Source organism: Scytonema sp. HK-05 (assembly GCF_963872035.1).
In the GTDB taxonomy this organism is placed as follows: domain Bacteria; phylum Cyanobacteriota; class Cyanobacteriia; order Cyanobacteriales; family Nostocaceae; genus Kalymmatonema.
The window spans coordinates 26,548-44,687 of the sequence record NZ_CAWMYC010000136.1; the positions used below are offsets into that span (position 1 = coordinate 26,548).

The 18,140-nt window shown below is 43.6% G+C and carries 13 protein-coding genes and 3 pseudogenes; 6 read left to right on the plus strand and 10 right to left on the minus strand.

The annotated features are described in order from the left end of the window. The first annotated feature begins 46 nt into the window (after positions 1-46). Positions 47-826: an ABC transporter permease gene (locus AACT52_RS30480; protein ID WP_073627833.1), complete on the plus strand. Its 780-nt coding sequence runs from the start codon at positions 47-49 to the stop codon at positions 824-826. Positions 827-942: 116 nt separating this feature from the next. On the opposite strand, the gene AACT52_RS30485 is transcribed toward AACT52_RS30480, so the two are convergent. Both AACT52_RS30485 and AACT52_RS30490 read right to left on the minus strand, forming a co-directional pair. After that, complete coding sequence (locus AACT52_RS30485) at positions 943-1,599, minus strand: pentapeptide repeat-containing protein (protein ID WP_073628047.1); 657 nt, start codon at positions 1,597-1,599, stop codon at positions 943-945. Between the two features lie 274 nt (positions 1,600-1,873). Next, positions 1,874-2,452: a DUF981 family protein gene (locus AACT52_RS30490; protein WP_073627835.1), complete on the minus strand. Its 579-nt coding sequence runs from the start codon at positions 2,450-2,452 to the stop codon at positions 1,874-1,876. 166 nt (positions 2,453-2,618) lie between these two features. Here AACT52_RS30490 and AACT52_RS30495 point away from each other — a divergent pair, with 166 nt between their 5' ends. Continuing rightward, positions 2,619-3,323 (plus strand): bacteriorhodopsin, encoded by a 705-nt coding sequence (locus AACT52_RS30495; protein WP_073627837.1) that lies wholly within the window; start codon positions 2,619-2,621, stop codon positions 3,321-3,323. A 168-nt stretch (positions 3,324-3,491) separates the two neighbouring features. On the opposite strand, the gene AACT52_RS30500 is transcribed toward AACT52_RS30495, so the two are convergent. Then, positions 3,492-4,379 carry a carbohydrate ABC transporter permease gene (locus tag AACT52_RS30500; RefSeq protein ID WP_073627839.1) on the minus strand — a complete coding sequence of 296 codons (888 nt, stop codon included), beginning with the start codon at positions 4,377-4,379 and terminating at the stop codon, positions 3,492-3,494. 25 nt (positions 4,380-4,404) lie between these two features. Between AACT52_RS30500 and purN the strand changes: the two genes are divergently transcribed. After that, positions 4,405-5,097: a phosphoribosylglycinamide formyltransferase gene (purN, locus tag AACT52_RS30505; protein ID WP_233153801.1), complete on the plus strand. Its 693-nt coding sequence runs from the start codon at positions 4,405-4,407 to the stop codon at positions 5,095-5,097. 493 nt (positions 5,098-5,590) lie between these two features. Here the strand turns inward: purN and AACT52_RS30510 are convergent. The 7 genes and pseudogenes from AACT52_RS30510 to AACT52_RS30540 form a co-directional block, all read right to left on the minus strand. Then, a pseudogene (locus AACT52_RS30510) lies at positions 5,591-5,920 on the minus strand (HlyD family secretion protein); the annotation flags it as partial. A gap of 23 nt (positions 5,921-5,943) precedes the next feature. Continuing rightward, positions 5,944-7,860, minus strand: a pseudogene (locus AACT52_RS30515) (peptidase domain-containing ABC transporter); the annotation flags it as partial. Next, positions 7,841-8,284: pseudogene (locus AACT52_RS30520) on the minus strand (helix-turn-helix domain-containing protein); the annotation flags it as partial. The pseudogenes AACT52_RS30520 and AACT52_RS30515, both read right to left, overlap by 20 nt. A 1,732-nt stretch (positions 8,285-10,016) precedes the next feature. After that, on the minus strand, positions 10,017-10,613 hold the full coding sequence (locus AACT52_RS30525; protein ID WP_073627843.1) for a CPBP family intramembrane glutamic endopeptidase: 597 nt from the start codon (positions 10,611-10,613) through the stop codon (positions 10,017-10,019). Positions 10,614-10,662: 49 nt separating this feature from the next. Further along, positions 10,663-11,727, minus strand: coding sequence for a DUF3326 domain-containing protein (locus AACT52_RS30530; protein ID WP_073627845.1), 1,065 nt, complete (start codon positions 11,725-11,727; stop codon positions 10,663-10,665). 241 nt (positions 11,728-11,968) lie between these two features. Next, positions 11,969-12,145 carry a hypothetical protein gene (locus AACT52_RS30535; protein WP_198940827.1) on the minus strand — a complete coding sequence of 59 codons (177 nt, stop codon included), beginning with the start codon at positions 12,143-12,145 and terminating at the stop codon, positions 11,969-11,971. 93 nt (positions 12,146-12,238) lie between these two features. Further along, entirely contained in the window at positions 12,239-12,553 is a 315-nt protein-coding gene (locus AACT52_RS30540) for a 2Fe-2S iron-sulfur cluster-binding protein (protein ID WP_073627847.1), read from the minus strand. A 275-nt stretch (positions 12,554-12,828) separates the two neighbouring features. On the opposite strand from AACT52_RS30540, the gene acnB reads away from it, so the two are divergent. The 3 genes from acnB (at position 12,829) to AACT52_RS30555 (ending at position 18,051) form a co-directional block, all read left to right on the plus strand. Continuing rightward, positions 12,829-15,495 carry a bifunctional aconitate hydratase 2/2-methylisocitrate dehydratase gene (gene acnB / locus AACT52_RS30545; protein WP_073627849.1) on the plus strand — a complete coding sequence of 889 codons (2,667 nt, stop codon included), beginning with the start codon at positions 12,829-12,831 and terminating at the stop codon, positions 15,493-15,495. A 159-nt stretch (positions 15,496-15,654) separates the two neighbouring features. Continuing rightward, on the plus strand, positions 15,655-17,376 hold the full coding sequence (locus AACT52_RS30550) for a DUF262 domain-containing protein (protein WP_073627866.1): 1,722 nt from the start codon (positions 15,655-15,657) through the stop codon (positions 17,374-17,376). A gap of 255 nt (positions 17,377-17,631) precedes the next feature. Beyond that, entirely contained in the window at positions 17,632-18,051 is a 420-nt protein-coding gene (locus AACT52_RS30555; RefSeq protein WP_073627868.1) for an endonuclease domain-containing protein, read from the plus strand. The last annotated feature ends 89 nt before the right edge of the window (positions 18,052-18,140 follow it).

An 18,140-nucleotide genomic window follows, 5' to 3' on the forward strand; every position in this document is an offset into this window, starting at 1 on the left:
CGACGAGCGCGAGTATTGGGGAAGAATCACTAATGACGAATTTCCTATGAATTTTGGCAGAGTGTTTGTATTGGCAAGCAATGTGTTTCGGGAAGTGGTGCGCGATCGCATCCTTTACATTATTGGTTTTTATGCTTTAATACTCGCAGCCGCCCTGCTCTTACTTCCTGAATTTGCCGCAACCACACAGGACAAAATGTTTTTAGACTTTGGTTTGGCGGTAATGAGTTTTCTGGGCTTAATTGTTGCTATATTTGTTGGCACAGGATTGATTAACAAAGAAATTGAGAAACGCACTGTTTTGCTATTAATTGCCAAACCTTTAAGCCGCAGTGAATTGATTGTTGGTAAATACTTTGGTTTATTAGCAGTGCTAGCCGTACTCATCGTCATCATGACGGTGATTTACCTAGGATTTTTGCAATTTAAAAATATTCCTTATCCTGTGGCAAGTCTTCTTCTTGCCGCAATTTTTCTCTTTTTACAGTTATCCTTAATAACTGCTGTCGCGATGACCTTGGGTGTGTTGACTAGTTCTTTGTTAGCAACAGCTTTAACATTTGCAGTGTATCTCATGGGTAATTTTACCAAAGATCTACTACAACTGAGTCGTCAGAGTAGCAACCCTAGCATTGAACGGATGACTCAAGCTTTGTATCTTATCTTGCCAGATTTATCTCGATTAGATTTGAAAAATGAAGCTGTGTATGGTTTAGCCGCGCTGCCTGACACGCTCTCACTCATTTTAAATGCTGGCTATGCCTTAATATACACTATCTTACTGTTAGCAATAGCTATCTTTATTTTCTCGCAACGAGAATTTTAACTATTTGGCAACTATTTGTAGAGACGTGCCATGGCGAGCCAGCGCTGCAGGAGGGTCTCCCTCCGTAGGCGACTGGCGTCACGTCTCTACACTAAAGACGAGTCACTTTCCCTGAATTAAAAAAAGAATATTTGAGGTTGGTGAATTGTTCCGTCAGGCATGATAGCACCTTGTAGTTTTGCATTCGTCAAATTTGCCTCCCAAAGGTTTGCCTCACTCAAGTTTGCTTCCATGAGATTTGCCCATGTTAAGTCAGCAGCAGTTAAGTTAGCTTGATTCAAATTTGCTTCTAGCAGCATCGCTCCACATAGCTGTGCGCCAGTGAGATTGGCTCTCACTAAATTGGCTTCGATGAGCGATGCTTCAACTAATTTAGCTTCGGTTAAGTCGGCTTCGCTTAAATCAGCATCACACAAGGAAGCTCCCCATAGCTTACTTGCACATAATTTCACTCGCCATAAAAAAGCCCCGCACAAATTTGCATGGGTTAAATCAGCAGCAGTTAAGTTAGCTTCACACAAAGAAACTTCATACAAATAAGCTTCCTGCAGATTGGCTTGCATTAAATTTGCGCCACTTAGGTTTGCACCTGTGAGGACAGCGCCACTGAGATTTGCAAAGCGCAAATCTGCTCCTATCAAATTAATTCCACTTAAATCAACTGCTCTCAAGTCGATTCCACTTAAGTCGCATCCACTTAAGTCCCTTTGTTGAAAACATTGATCTGTAATTTGACTGAAAATGAATTCCTGTTTTTCAGTAAAGTTTTTCATGGTATTGACCTTTGGGTGTAATATATCCAAACTGGAGATACTGAAAATCATTGTATTTTTGAAATTACACCCCAGAAGTAGATATGCTGAGTAAAAATCTCAAAAAAATTCCGAAAAATCGGTAAGAGGCTCAATATAGGCGCGAGAGAGTCCTTTTTTGTGTCAAAATACTTTGATAAAGGTCACGAAAGCTTGATATTTTAGCAAATAACTAAAGTTGTGTTTAGGGGATGGGCTTAGAACAGATTACTTAGTACTCACAACTCAGTACCGATTAAGGTGTTTGCATGGGTAAGGGCTTCCAATTGGAGTAATTAGCAAGATGTCCCCAGTAAGCTAGATACCCTGTGAAAGCGAAGATTAAAGCAGCAGCTACCAGTACTATTGCGCCAATTATCCGCAAGGTGCGTATCGATTGGAAATACAGTGTTGGTGCTGCAAATACTCCTCCTAACCCTGTAAGGATAAATCCGATTCCTGATAATAACGGGCTCTTTGTCAAACCCAGGTTAATGATGCGTACACCAATTACAATGGCTGCAAGTCCAGCGAAGAAGCCATAGATTGCTACTGTCAGTAAATCCCAACCTTGGGCTAATGCGATCGCAGTACCGAGAAACAAAATCCCAAACAAAACTGTTGTTTCGCCATAAGCAATATTGTAACTTCCAGTCACGGGCCAAGTGAAAATCATGTGTAAGCCGGTAACAAGTGCGATCGCCCCTGTCATACCAAAGCCAGGAACCCAACGTTTTTGATTGGTGCGATTCAGACCAAAATATACGTAACCGGCAAGCAGAAACAGCCCTGCTACCAAATTAATTAACATTAAGGTGATGTAGTTAATAAACATAATCTACCTTTTGATAGTATTTTGATAATCTTTAAATCCTATTGGAATACATATTTTGGTAAGTTGAAAATACGCATTTAGAAGCATCTTTTTAAATTGCAATACTGGGATAATTGCAAGCAATATTTACAAAAGTCAATAATTACTGAAAAGCTAAAAACTCTACATGACTCAAACTTGGCTGTGGATTGGTGTCATTAGCATGGCACTAGGAAGTGTTTTTTTCGGGTTCGGCGCACATAATGCTAAAAATGAGCGATGGCAAATACTGTATACATTAAATTTTTTCATTTGCTTGATTGCTGCTGGACTGTATCTAGCAATGGCATTCGGTCTAGGAGTTAATATTATCAATGGTCGTCCAACCTATTGGGTAAGATTTCTCACTTGGTTTTTTTCCACGCCGCTGTTGCTGCTAGATTTAACTTTTTTAGGAAAAACGAGTCTGCCTATTACAGGTAGCTTATTGGGAGCAAACGCCTATATGCTGGCGACTGGGTTCGTTGCTACAGTTACACCCAAACCAATGAGCTACATTTGGTATATTGTGAGTTGCGCTGCTTACTTAGCAATTATCTACTTGCTGGTGCAGCCCTACCGTGTTCAAGCTGAACGCAAACATCCCAGATCAAAGCAAGCATTTCGCAAGCTAGTAACTGTGCATCTCGTGCTGTGGACACTCTATCCGATTGTATGGATTCTTAGCCCAGAAGGCTTCAGCAGTTTCGGTCAGGGTTCTGAGACAATGTTTTACACGCTGCTAGATATTGCCTCTAAAGTTGGTTTCGGTTTTCTATCGTTGAACACATTGAGTAAATTGGAACAAGCAAAAGAACCAGCAAGAGAAGAGCAGGTATCATATAAATTATGAATTTTAGATTATGCATTATGAAACTTTTGATGATTCATACAGCGGTTTTCTGTAAGGTGGGCATTGCGGCATAATATCTCAAATGCGCATCACATAAACTTTTCTGGGCAATGCCCACCCTACGATTTGTAGTGTAATCATAAGAAGAAGCGCTGTAATTCATAATTCCTAACTTTCGTCACCCCAAGTTCGCAACTGCAAATACACTAGCACCAGCGTTACTGCTAAGAGTACAGTTGCGGCGGCGGCTGCATAACCAAAATCAAATTGACCAAAGGCTTCTTGATAAATGTAATAAACCAGTAAATTAGTAGAATTCAAAGGACCTCCACTAGTCATTACATAAACTTGTTCAAAACTCCGCAACGTAAAAATCACAGTCGTGACTGTGGCAAATATTAAAGTGGGTTGTAATCCGGGTAGGGTAATATGCCAAAATTGTTGCCAAGAATTCGCGCCATCAAGTTCCGCCGCTTCGTAACGACTCGGAGGAATTGCTTGCAACCCTGCCAAGAACACGACCATATTGAAACCCAATTGTTTCCAAATACTTAATATAATGAGTACTGGCATTGCCCAAAAGGTGTCTCCTAGCCAGGAAATTGACGAAATGCCAATACTATTTAATAGTGCGTTCACTGGTCCTTCGGGTTGAAACAACCAGCGAAACCCTAAACCTGCGGCTACCAGAGAAATGATTGAAGGTAGGAAATAGGTGGTTCGCAAGGCTTCGCGCAATGCTATGCTACGGTTTAACAGCACTGCCAGTCCTAAAGGAATAACGAGACTGGGAATGACCGTAGCAACTGTAAAATAAAAAGTGTTACCAAGAACTTGCCAAAAATCAGGATTGAGAAGCAAGCGCCAATAATTTTTAAGTCCCACCCAGTAAGCACCTGTTGAGCTGAAATTACCAGCAGTGAAGCTGAGGAAGAACAAATAGGCAATAGGACCAAGGATAAAGATGCCCAGAAAAATCACTGCGGGAGTGAGAAAAATCCAGGCGGCAACTGTATCATTATCTAACCACGACTTAGTAGTATATATTTTTGGCATCTACTGATTCATCCTCCCTGCCGTTATGACGCTTCGCCCTGATTCTACACGACAGTCGCCTCAAGTCGGGAAACCCGCCCACGGCGCTGTCTCCCCTAGCCTGGTTTCTCCCGATATAAGTGCTGACACACTTGGGACACAATCTCCCTTGAAATTGGGAATTTTGGCTTCTAGGAATGGCAGTAATTTTGAGGCTGTTGCCCAAGCAATCAAAGATGGGCAACTAAACGCCCAAATTCAAGTTTTAATCTACAACAATCCAGATGCTTATGCCGCAGTCCGGGCAGCAAAGTGGGCTGTCCCTGCTGTGCTTCTTAATCACCGCGACTACAAAAGCCGCGAAGAATTGGATGAGCAAATTGTGCAAACTTTGCGGCAGTATGATGTGGAATGGGTAGTTATGGCAGGTTGGATGCGACTGGTAACGTCAGTTTTCATCGATGCGTTTCCTGACAAGATTATCAATATCCATCCCAGCTTGTTACCCAGTTTTAAGGGTGGGCGTGCAGTAGAAGAAGCCCTTGCCTCTGGGGTGAAGATTACTGGTTGTACTGTGCATCTCGTTTGTTTAGAGATGGACAGTGGTCCGATTGTGATGCAAGCAGCCGTGCCAGTGCTACCTGATGATACACCAGAAACGCTCCACGCTAGGATTCAAGTTCAGGAACATCGGATTTTGCCACAGGCGATCGCTCTTCTTGCCACGGCAATTTTCTAGAAACCTGCCCCCTGTCCCAGAGGGACAGGGCAACTAACTGCACGGAGTGCGGTTGGAGGCAAGGGCGCTTTTTGCGATTCGCCCTTGCTGGACAATCGCAAAATGCTCCTTTGAACGCTCATCGCGGCAGTCCCCAGTCTCAGCGAAGCGGACTGGGTTCGTATAGCGGTCAATCAATGGGGTTCAATGCCCCTTTGATTGACAATTTTCGTATTAAATTACGAATTACTTCTGACTGAGTTCTTTCTGAGATCTCGCAATATTTTTGCAGGTGTTCAAATTCCCTATCGGATATTCGCGTTGTCACTTGCTTCATAGTTGTCAATCCGCTTTCAAGATGCTACCGTTTTAAGATAACAGACAAGTCGATATGTTATGGCTTAAAGTCTCTACACAAATAGTTAGCTGTAATAGCTTGGTAGCGACTGAAAAGTTAAATATTAAAGGGATGACTCGCAAGTCTAAAGGCAAAAGAAAACGTCAAAAATCGGGACTTAACAGCAGTGATACTGGCGGTGACTTGAGAATCTAATCTTTGCGTTGCGCCTAGTGGTTCGATACGTCCTCTAGCAGTTCCTGTCTCATCAACTTGAGACAGCATAGCCCACGGTAAGGCGATCGCACTAAAACCTATCAGCAAATACAGCAAAGAACGCGTCCAAAGACGAGGTAAAGCATCTAGTAATTCCTCTGTACCGTAAAACCAATCTTTGGCATTAACTGCTACAGCATTATTTTCCTCAACTGAATTAAGTGGAGTGCTCAGTTGCTGATCATCGGTTGGGGTGAATGGTGATGATGAATTATTGGATGGATGAGGCATAGTTTGTGATCAAAGGAATACTGTCAACCTACTTGAGCAAGTTGTTGTTGATTGAGGTAGTAGTAATGACCTTTTTTGGCGATTAATTCCTTGTGAGTCCCGCTTTCCACCAACACACCTTGATCTAATACCAGAATCAAGTCAGCATTGCGAATGGTAGAAAGTCGATGGGCAATAATCAAGCTGGTACGTCCTTGGAGAATTGTTTTCAAATTGTTTTGAATGATGCGTTCTGATTCTGCATCGAGGTGACTGGTTGCTTCGTCGAAAATTAACAACCGGGGATTACCTAGTAAAGCACGAGCAATTGCTAGACGTTGACGTTGTCCACCAGAGAGCATTCCGCCGCCTTCACCGATTTGGGTTTCGTAACCCATAGGTAATTGCTGAATAAATTCCGAAGCCCCTGCTAGATTCGCCGCTTGGGTAATCTCTTCTAAAGTGGCTTCTGGGTGAGCGATGCTAATGTTTTCCCGAATCGTACCGCCGAACAAAAAGGTTTCTTGATCGACAACACCAATTTGTTGTCGTAGCGATCGCATCTGAAGACTCGTCACATCATGACCATCAATCAATACTTTGCCATTTGTCGGGGTATATAAACCTAAAATCAGCTTGGAAAGGGTTGTTTTCCCGGAACCGCTACGCCCTACAACCGCTACAGTTTGCTCAGGCTGAATTTCAAAACTGAGGTTTTCCAGTACGTTGATATCACTTTCTGGGTGATAGCGGAAAGTCACATCCCGAAAGCGAATGTAACCCCGCAGTCTTGGCAAAGATTGGCGTGGTTGATGTTGTAAGTCTTCTTCTGGTTCCGCTTCTAGAACATCATTAATCCGTTCGGTGGAAACCATCACCTCTTGTAATTGATTCCACAGTACTGTCAAGCGTTGGAAAGGATGAATGATATTACCCAACAACATATTGAAGGCTACAAGTTGCCCAATTGTCAGTTGGTTGTGAATCACCAGCCATGCTCCAAACCACAGTAATCCTGTATTTGCCACTGATTCGATGGTAGAACTGAAAACTTGCAGTTGGTTGGCAATGACTTGTGCGCCAAACATTTTTTTAATCAAATTATTTAGCAGTTCTTCCCAATGCCAGCGCACCGTTTGTTCAATTGCCATTGAGCGAATCGAGCGAATTCCTGTCAGGGCTTGAATTAAATAACTGTTCTCGTTGCTCCCGGCATTAAAAACTTCACGGTTGATGCGGCGGAACAAAGGTGTGGCAACCAGCGCCAGAATAAAAAATGGCGGTACAATCAACAGCACTAACAATGCCATCTGCCAGCTATACCAAAACATCAAACCCACATAGATAAACACTGTCAGTAAATCAAGAATGATTGACAGTGCTTCGCCAGTCAGGAAACGCTGAATTTTTTGGTTTTCTTGAACGCGAGAAACAATATCGCCGACGTAACGCGACTCAAAAAAGGCTAGAGGAAGGCGGAAGGTATGTTTGATAAAACCTACCATCAGCGCTGTTCCAATGCGGTTGGCTGTATGATCTAGCAGGTATTGTCGTAGTCCGTTCATGGCGACGCGGAACAAACCAAAAATCAGCAACCCTAACCCAATGGCAGTTAAGGTGAGGGTACTACCTTGGACAATCACCCTGTCTAACAGTAACTGGGTGAACAGAGGCGTGACTAGTCCAAACACCTGGATAAATACCGAAGTGATGAAGACTTCCAGCAGGACTTGCCCATGTGGTTTGACTAACTCCCACAATTGCCAGAATGGTGTATTCGCTTCTTGGCTTTCTTTGAGTTCTGCTGTCGGTTGCACTAATAAGGCATAACCAGTCCACCCTGCTTTAAACTCAGCATAAGTGAGGGTGCGTTGACCGATGGCAGGATCGGCGACAATCACCCGTTTAGGAGTGATTTCGTAGACGACGATGTAATGCTTGCCTTCCCAGTGGGCGATCGCTAATTTCAATTCCAAATTCAGTTGCTAAATGTTTGCTTAACCATTGAGATGTCCAACAACTAAATGCATAGCCATATTTACGCGGGCTGTGACTAAACAATTCTTTTAACCTTTGGATATATTGGTCGTTCACAATCTTCGGTCTACCTATCGGTCGTTCCTGCCATTTGTCTGCCAAACCTACCTGGGCGACGGTGATCCAATACCGCGCCATCTCCTGAGAACAACCTAAAATCTTACAGATTTGGGTTTGCGATTTCCCCACATCTGCCAGCAACATAATTTCTATCCTCCGACGGTATTCTGGTTGCAAATTAGCTTGCAAATTCTTCAACAAAACCTGACGCTGACAAGGGGTTAAAAACTTGCTTTCAGAAAAGTCAGAAATTTCAAAAACCTTATCCTGACCGGAATTTTGTGACATAATTTAAGCCAGTGATTGTCAAATTCAAGCAGGTGGACAAATGCTTCCACATCTGTTCTGAAATCTCTTACGCTCAGTTTTTACAGACGCAGAATCAATTTGCCTGAAAAGCACATCAGACAGGTAGCTGTTGTTCACCTAATTAACAACAGTGGGCAGCAAAAATATTACATTCCTTGAAAAGACCATCCATAATCAGGTTTAACTACCCCCTGTTATGAAAGCTACAAATGACATTTACCAGGGGAAAAAGTAGCTATCGTAGGGTGGAGAGAAGTCCTGCAGGCGGAGAGAAGTTGCAAGGAGGGTTTCCCTCCGGGCAAACTGAGCGCAAAGCGCACGCTACGCGAACGGAAGGGTTTCCCGACAGCAGGCGACTGGCGTTGGTTTCCCTCCGGGCAAACTTCGGGGTTTCCCAACAAGCGGGAACTGAGCGCAAAGCGCACGCTCCGCGAACGGGGCATTGCTCTAAAAGCTTATATGATGGACATTTGAGATCTTGATGAGCAATGCCCACCAGATCTGAAAACCGCTATGACCCAAGAATTGCACAGGCTATTTTGATATCTGTGCACAGATAGAATCATGTTCTACTATTCATCTCATATGGTCTCATATGGATAAATAATACAAAACTCCTCTGCATAAGTTTTGATTATTTTCATGAATTCTACCTAACTGTTTAATAACTTATCCTCCAGAAATGTAGGGTGATGAAGTGGTGTTGCAAAAAGTCTGAAAACAGCTTCAAGGGTGTAAAAATAGCAACAGTTAAACTTAACTGCAATATCTGCTAGTTGAAGATGCCAACCACTAACTCTTTTTTCATCAAAAGATTTTGATAAATCAGAAGTTATCTGGAAGACAAGTTTTAACTAAACTCTGTATATGAATGTACTGTTTTGTTTTATTATAGAATCCTAGATTTTGTCAAGAGTGATTTAGTAAAAAATCAAATTGTTCACTAAAATTTATATTTTTTTCAGTCATTCTTGGGAATTTAGCTTTATGGACATTTTCCTATATAAGGATCTATCGAAAGGTAGAAAGTAATATATTTCTGGTAAAAATCAGATTTCGGTCTATTTGGAACCGGATCTGCACGCAGATAATTTGTCTGTGTATATGTGTTTATTTATAGTTTCGTTTGCTATTTTTACAAAAAGACGGCTTGATGTGCCCATCCCACGCGCGGGGTGGGATGATTTCTCGTTAAGCGTCTTAGTCCGGCGTCATTGGTCAAGAGTCCGACGTATAATAAAGCACAATAATCGCCTTCGCGCAGCGTGCCGAAGGCATAAAACGTACTAATGACTAATAACTAATGACTAAGGACTTCGATTTCCCCCTGGCTTTTTATGGGCAATAGACTTCTTGCACTCATTCGTTTTCTTGGTGTTCTTCTTTGCGACGCCAGAGCCGGCACGTTCGCGTAGCGTCTCCGACAGGAGAGGGAAAGCCCTTCGGGTATGTCCGTTCGCCCTGCGGGCACGCTGCGCGAACGGACACGCTTCGCGTTGGCGGAGCCTGCGCTTTGCGCTTACGCCAGTCGCCTAGTAGGTCGGGAAAGCCGTCATTCGCGCTGGACTCACCGTCATTCGCGCTGGCTCACCACGCGGCTACCTCGTCTTTGCGTCAGACAATAATAATATTTATGCAAGAGGTCTAATGCCCACGCAAAGATTTGTGGGATAAACATTTGAAAAGCAGTGTAATTTTTAATTTTTGATTTTTAATTTTTAATGATCTGAGACTGCCCAATCTTCCAAAAATAGCTGGAAATCAAATTGGTAATGATATGAGCAACAATTGGCACCAATAAGTTATCACTCAACAGAGCACTATAACCCAGAAATAATCCGACAATGCTTGCCCAAACCACATAGGGCCATTGTTGGGAACCACTCAGGTGTAATACACCAAAGCAAACACTTGAGAGGATCACAGCGAAATGGTCGTATCCAAAGGCTGGTATCATCACACCCCGAAATAACAATTCTTCACTCAATCCTGGTAGTAACCCTAGCCATATCAAGTCTGGCAAAGCTAAGGGTTTTAGTACCATTTCTAAGTAATAATTGGCACTTCTACGGTAGTCAGGCCATAGGCGATAAGCTAAGCCACTCAAGGCGGTGATGCATAAACCCAACAACACCCCCCAAAGCAACTCTGTCTCGTGCCAGCGCCATGACATTAAGGAAAAGCGACCAAATTGCAGCCACACCTTAGCGATTATCCACAAAAGAATTGCAGTCGCTCCCATCGCCACCAGCACTTGAGTGCGTGTCAAATAAGGGATTTCTGGCTCTTGCTTCTGCTGTTGTGCCACGGGATACCACCAGGAGTAGACGACAAGGGAGATGGGGAAATGGAGAGAATTAAATAGTTAATGACCGTAAAGGAGATATATTTGGGCTAAGAGCAGATGGGTTAATGCCTGCTTTCAGGGCAACTAATACACCTACTGCCTCTAAATAAGAGTTCACCTGTATTGATTTTATCCCTAAAGGTTGCGGACGAACTCGTACCTGAGTCTGATTTTCCTCCACGGTAATAATTTGACATCGCCTACTGTGACTTAAACTCAGCAAGGCGCTACTGCCACAAGCAGTTGCTGGTACAATCGCCGCATCAATTTGGTTTGCCCAAATGTCACCAAAATCAGACAATTTATCAGACGCTTTGGGAATAAACTGGGGTGCGCGGCTCAAACCAACAAGCACGCTTGGTAAAAAAGTGTAGCCTAATTCTTCGGCAGCGGAACGAGGAGATAAATTTGGATCTAGAGATGGGGGAAAGAATGCGGGAGAATGGGCGCAAGGAATTTGAAAAGTTCGCACTACCAAATGGCTGATTACGGCTTCTGCACCAGCGATGGGATCGACTCCTTTACCGTGGCGGTAGTTTTGATCGGCAACTTCATCAAGAGTATCGGGAAAACGAGCAACTACGGCGATCGCCTCTGCCCCCGCCCTCTTTATCAGAACTTCCGCCGCCCGTAACAAACTATCTGGGTTGCCTATCGTTCCCCAACTTGCCCCAGAAGTTGCTATTCGTAATTCTACATTTAACGGTGCGTCAGTTATGACATAATCTGTTAAGGATAATCCCAGAGTTGCTCTGGCTGCATCCGCTGCTTGCAGGTGTCTGTGCCGTAACTCTGGTTCAATTGCTTGATCAAGAACTAAACCTATGCGGTTTTGGTGGACTGGACGCAAACCCCAGCATCCAGCGGCAAATTTGTCAAGCCCGTAACCTTCAACGTAGAAAGTGTTGGACAAGTTCCAGTATAAAATAGCGCCATTGAGGACATTGGGGTGAGTGATCAGGCGATCGCAAACCTGTGCGAAAGCTTTTGCAACTGGCAATGCATCTCCTGCATAACCCCCGATTGCTGCCCCAACGCCAGTAGGAACAATTAAGATAGCGGTATATGGACGCACAAATAAATTCAAAAATTTCAAGTCAAAAGAAATTGTTAGTTGTAGAGACGCGCCATGGCGCGTCTGTACATTTGTTAGAGACGCGCCATGGCGCGTCTGTACATTTGTTAGAGACGCGCCATGGCGCGTCTGTACATTTGTTAGAGACGCGCCATGGCGCGTCTGTACATTTGTTAGTTCTTAGTTGTTTTTACTATCAACTATCGACTAACTACTAACCGTTAAAATACACTATTTGCTATTAGCTTTCTGTGGTGACAACAGCTTCAACAGTGCATGCTTGTTGTTCAACATCCACAGATGTAATTGCCCACCGCAAAGGTTCTCCCTGTTTTTTCAACTCTGCTTCAATGACTTTTTGCAGTTCTGTGGGAGTTTCTTGTAGGTCAATTTCTGCGGTAATAAAATGGGTTGTCATTATTTTACTCCTGACTTATCTAAAGACGCGACGCCAGAGCCGGCACGAGGGAAACCCTCCTGCAGCGCTGGCTTGCCATGGTGCGTCTCTACATTATTTACCAAATTGCAACTGATAAACAATTTCTTCCTTTTCGGTTTCAATTTTTAAATCGGAACGAGGATAAGCGACACAAAGCAATACATAGCCCTGTTTTTGTAGTTCTGGACTCACGCCCATACCATCACTTTGATCCACAGTCCCAGAGACAATTTGGGCAGCGCAAGTCGTGCAAACACCAGCATGACAGGAACTCGGTAACTCTAAACCAGCTGCATCAGCAACTGATAGGATGGTTTGATTTTCGCTGACTTGCAAAGTATGAGTTTTGCCTTGGTGGTTAATTTCAACGGTGTAAGTTTCGGGCATATACAATAGCGGTGCTATGCAACGGATAAGTCAAATATCCTATCTTATAAATAGGTGGACAACTCAATAAAGAATCGCCAGCAATCATAGCTAATTGGAAAGAACTTGACTAGCTAGGGCGCTAACCAGTGATAATTATAAGTCCTTGCTAGACAAAAAACTTAACCAAGGGAGACTAGTTGTCCGTTCTCGACAATCTGGAAAAACGACCCATAAAGAATGGGAAGTGATTGTAAACACAGAATAAATTTTTGGCTGACTACTTGGAGAAGATAATGCTGGAATCATACCGCAGACACGTTGCTGAAAGAGCCGCACTAGGAATTCCCCCCCTGCCTTTAGATGCAAATCAAACATCTGAATTGTGCGAATTACTGAAAAATCCGCCTGCGGGTGAAGAGGATACATTACTGGAATTGTTGCGCGATCGCGTTTCCCCTGGAGTTGATCCCGCAGCGTATGTCAAAGCTGGGTTTCTCACCGGCATTGCCAAAGAGGAAATCACCAGCCCCTTAATTTCCCCCATCGAAGCAGTGCAATTGCTAGGCACAATGGTGGGTGGCTACAACGTCCAATCATTAATCGAACTGCTACAAACTCCTACCGTATCGGTATCGTCATCTTCGGAAACACCTCTAGTGATGGGGGGACAAGGAAAGGAACCTATAGCAGCATACGCCGCAGTGGCATTAAGCAAAATCTTGCTGGTGTATGACGCCTTCCACGATATTTTGGAATTATCCAAAACCAATCCCTTCGCCAAGCGCGTAATAGACTCTTGGGCAGAAGCTGAGTGGTTCACTGTTCGTCCGACGATACCAGAATTCGTCAACGTCATTGTCTTCAAAGTTCCTGGCGAGACGAATACCGACGACTTATCCCCCGCACCCCAGGCTATGACTCGCCCGGATATTCCCTTACACGCCTTGGCAATGTTGGAAAGCAAAATGCCTGGTGCGCTGCAAACGATTGCTGAGTTGAAGAAAAAAGGGTATCCCGTAGCATACGTAGGAGATGTGGTAGGTACTGGTTCCTCCCGTAAGTCGGCAATTAATTCTGTATTGTGGCACATGGGGCATGATATTCCCTATGTACCAAACAAGCGGGCGGGCGGGTATATTTTAGGCGGTTCTATTGCGCCTATCTTCTTCAACACCGCCGAAGATGCTGGTGCTTTGCCTATCCAATGCGATGTCACCAAGATGGAAACCGGCATGGTGATTACCATCTACCCCTACAGAGGAGAAATCACCAATGAAGCTGGCGAAGTGATTTCCACCTTCACCCTGAAACCTGACACCATCTTAGATGAAGTCCGCGCCGGGGGACGTATTCCCCTGCTTATCGGACGCACTCTCACCGATAAAACAAGACTTGCACTGGGTTTAGAACCCACAGCACTCTTTACCCGTCCCCAGCAATCCGCTGATACAGGCAAAGGCTACACCTTAGCACAGAAAATGGTGGGTAAAGCCTGTGGTTTACCCGGTGTCCATCCCGGTACATCATGCGAACCGATCATCACAACCGTTGGTTCTCAGGATACCACCGGACCAATGACTCGCGATGAATTAAAAGAACTTGCTTGTCTCGGTTTCAGTGCAGACTTGGTGATGCAAAGTTTCTGTCACACCGCAGCTTATCCCAAACCAGTTGACATCAAAACTCATCACGAATTGCCCGACTTTTTCGCCTCTCGTGGCGGTGTCGCATTACGCCCCGGTGATGGTATCATCCACTCTTGGTTAAACCGGATGCTACTCCCCGATACCGTGGGAACTGGTGGCGACTCCCACACCCGTTTCCCCTTAGGCATTTCCTTCCCCGCTGGTTCCGGGTTGGTGGCGTTTGCGGCGGCGTTGGGTGTCATGCCTTTGGATATGCCAGAATCTGTTTTGGTGAGGTTCAAAGGTGAATTGCAACCCGGTGTTACCCTGCGGGATGTTGTGAATGCCATTCCCTACGTAGCAATTCAGAAAGGTTTGCTGACGGTAGAAAAGCAAAACAAGAAAAATGTCTTCGCTGGGCGGATAATGGAAATAGAAGGTTTGCCAGATTTGAAAGTTGAGCAAGCTTTTGAACTCACCGACGCTAGCGCCGAACGTTCCTGTGCTGGTTGCACGATTAAGCTGAGTATTGAGACAGTTTCCGAATATCTGCGTTCCAACGTCGCGCTGTTGAAGAACATGGTAGCACGCGGCTATCAAGATGCCCGTACGATTTTGCGTCGTGTCGCCAAGATGGAAGAGTGGTTAGCAAACCCCGTGCTTTTGGAAGCCGATGCGGACGCAGAATACGCGGAAATTCTCGAAATTGATTTGAACGAAATCAAAGAACCCATTGTTGCTGCTCCCAATGACCCCGATAATGTGAAATTGTTATCGGAAGTTGCCAATGATCCGGTGCAAGAAGTTTTCCTCGGTTCTTGTATGACGAATATCGGTCATTATCGCGCCACTGCTAAGGTGTTAGAAGGCGCGGGTGCAGTGAAAACTCGCCTATGGATTTCTCCACCAACTCGCATGGATGAACACCAACTCAAAGATGAAGGTGTGTATGCCATTTTTGGTGCTGCAGGTGCGCGGACAGAAATGCCTGGTTGCAGCTTGTGCATGGGTAATCAAGCGCGAGTTGCTGATGGTACAACTGTGTTTTCAACTTCAACGCGCAACTTCAATAACCGCATGGGTAAAGATGCGCGAGTTTATCTCGGTTCAGCTGAATTAGCAGCAGTTTGTGCGCTGTTAGGAAGGATTCCCACACTGCAGGAATATCTGGATATTGTGGCGAATAAAATTCATCCTTTTGCTGAGAATTTGTATCGGTATTTGAACTTTGATCAAATTGCCGGTTTTGAGGATGAAGGACGAGTGATTTCGTTGGAAGAGATGCCTAGAATTGAGGATATTTTGGGCATGCCTACGGGGGCGAGTAAGAAGTAGAAAAATGTCCATATTATGCCCGCAGGCTAAAGCCTGGGGCTATACGAACGAAGCCCGCCTACGCGGGCTTTTTAACGTAAATCTATCTAAAGTCAGTCTTTAAGAATGTAAAAGGCTGTCTATGATTGTATAGAACTACACATGAATTGATAAGTAAGAATGAAAGCATCAGAAACTACTCTCCGCAACTTGTTAGAAGGTGGTAAACAGTTTCAAATACCGCTTTTTCAACGACCTTACTCTTGGAAAAAAGAAAACTGGGAGACTCTCTGGGAAGACTTGATGAGTCTCTACAAGGAGGAGGTACAAGGTTTTTATTTTCTTGGTCCAATAGTAACCCAAGCCGTACTCGGAACAGCCGACAGTATTACTCCATTTATTGTTATAGACGGGCAACAACGTCTGACAACTCTGACAATTGTCTTGGCTGCATTACGCAACTATCTTAAAAAGACCGACCGGGATATGGCGCAAGAGGTCGAAGAATTATACTTGATAAATAAGTTTAAAAAAAATGATGATATCTATAAAGTTTTGCCTACTCAGGATGACCGTGAGGTATATAAGAGTATTATTCAAAGCAAGCAGGCTAAGGATATTAAAAAGGAAGGACAAATATATGAAGCTTACAAATTTTTTGAAGGAAAGTTTAAAAAGCCTGACTATGAAGATGATATTTCCCTAGATTATGCAAAATTTAAAACCATTCTGTTAGAACGTTTAGTATTAGTAAACATTACTTCTGACGACAGCGATAACCCATACCTTATTTTTGAAAGCTTAAACAACAAGGGAGAAGAACTCTCCCAGGCTGATTTGGTTCGTAACTATGTATTTATGAAGTTACCCGATGAAGAACGAGAAGATGTGTACAAAAGTGAATGGTTGCCTCTTCAAGAGAAATTTAAGCTTAACATGGACAAAAAGGAATATGCAGATGAATTAACAAGCGCATTCTGGTTCTACTTACGTAAAGATGGAGACGCAGTTAATCAGAAAGAAGTTTATAAAGCTCTTAAAAAGCGCTTTGACAAATCGGAAAAAAGCTTTGCTCAACCTGAATTAGGTATCAAAGGTGAGTTACAAAACCTTGTACAGTTCGCTAACTATTATCAGCGTTTGAATTTTGAAAATGAAGAACCAAAACCTAAGCTAAGGCGTTGGTTTAAGCGGTTGATGAGGTTAGATTTCACCACTTGTCATATATTTCTCCTTAATATTTATCATGAGTACGAGGAAGAACGCTTATCACTTCAAGATTTTGAAAAAATTCTGTGTTATTTAGAATCATACTTTGTACGCCGTTGGTTAACAGGAGTTTCTACAAGAGTTTTAGGTACTGTTTTTAACAACTTATACACTCAAGTAAAGGCAAAAAATCCTGATGATTTGATAAGTGGGTTACGTGCTGTTCTTATAAGCTTTGAGGGTAATCAAGTCTGGCCTGACGATGATTCATTCCGTCATGCCATAATCCAGGGAAGTTTATATAGTAAAAGCTCAAGTGCCAATGACCGAGTGAAGCTTCTATTAGAAAGTATAGAGGAATTTGTTACCAAGGAGCGGGTTGAGTTTGAAAAACTGACTATTGAGCATATCATGCCGCAGAAGTCCCCTTTACGTAAAGAGTGGCAACAAATGTTAGGCGCTAATTATAGCAATGTACAAAAGAAATGGCTGCACACGTTGGGTAACCTGACACTAACAGGGTATAACCCTGAGTTATCTAACAGACCTTTTGAAGAGAAAGTAATTCTTTTAAGAGATAGTAATTTGACTTTAAACCAGTATTTCCGCAAAATAGATATCTGGAATGAAGAAGCAATTAAAACTCGTGCTGAATATTTAGCCGATATAGCGATGAAAGTTTGGCCTCGATAAAAGGAGTTTTGAGTTCAGGAAACATTTGATATATGTATGTAAGCCCTGATCAAGGAAGCAGCTTAGGTTTAACACATTTTTAGAGTGGCGATCGCACCCTCCCACATAAGCGAAAAACCTAACCCCCCAACCCCCTTCCCTACGAGGGAAGTGGGAGTTCTTTATTCCCCTCCCCTCTTAGGGGAGGGGTTAGGGGAGAGGTCAAACAGAGGTCAGCCATGATAAAACAGACAAATTTTTCATGATGCTTACTGAATGAATAACCCCACACAAAAGCAACCCTCTCCACCAAGAAAAGAGGGAACTCGCAATATAGTTATCGGACAAAACATAACCTCTGCAAAACTACAACGTGCCAAAGAACTTGGTTGCCAAATGACAGCAGAAGAAAAAATTCTTTGGCAACATCTGCGTGCGAATCGTTTGAATGGTTTTCACTTTCGCCGTCAGCAGATTATTGATGGATTTATCGCAGATTTTTACTGTCACGCTGCTGCATTAGTGATAGAACTAGATGGAGAAATTCATGAACAACAAGTTGAATACGATGCAGAACGTGACAAGGTTTTGTCAGCACGGGGACTACGTTTGTTAAGAATTAACAATGAAGAAGTGAGGCAGGAACTTGATAAAGTTTTGATGCGTATTTCCAAAGCGTGTTCTCAAAAGACCTAACCCCCCTACCCCCTTCCCTACGAGGGAAGTGGGAGTTCTTTATTCCCCTCCCCTAAAAGGGGAGGGGTTAGGGGAGAGGTCAGATCCGC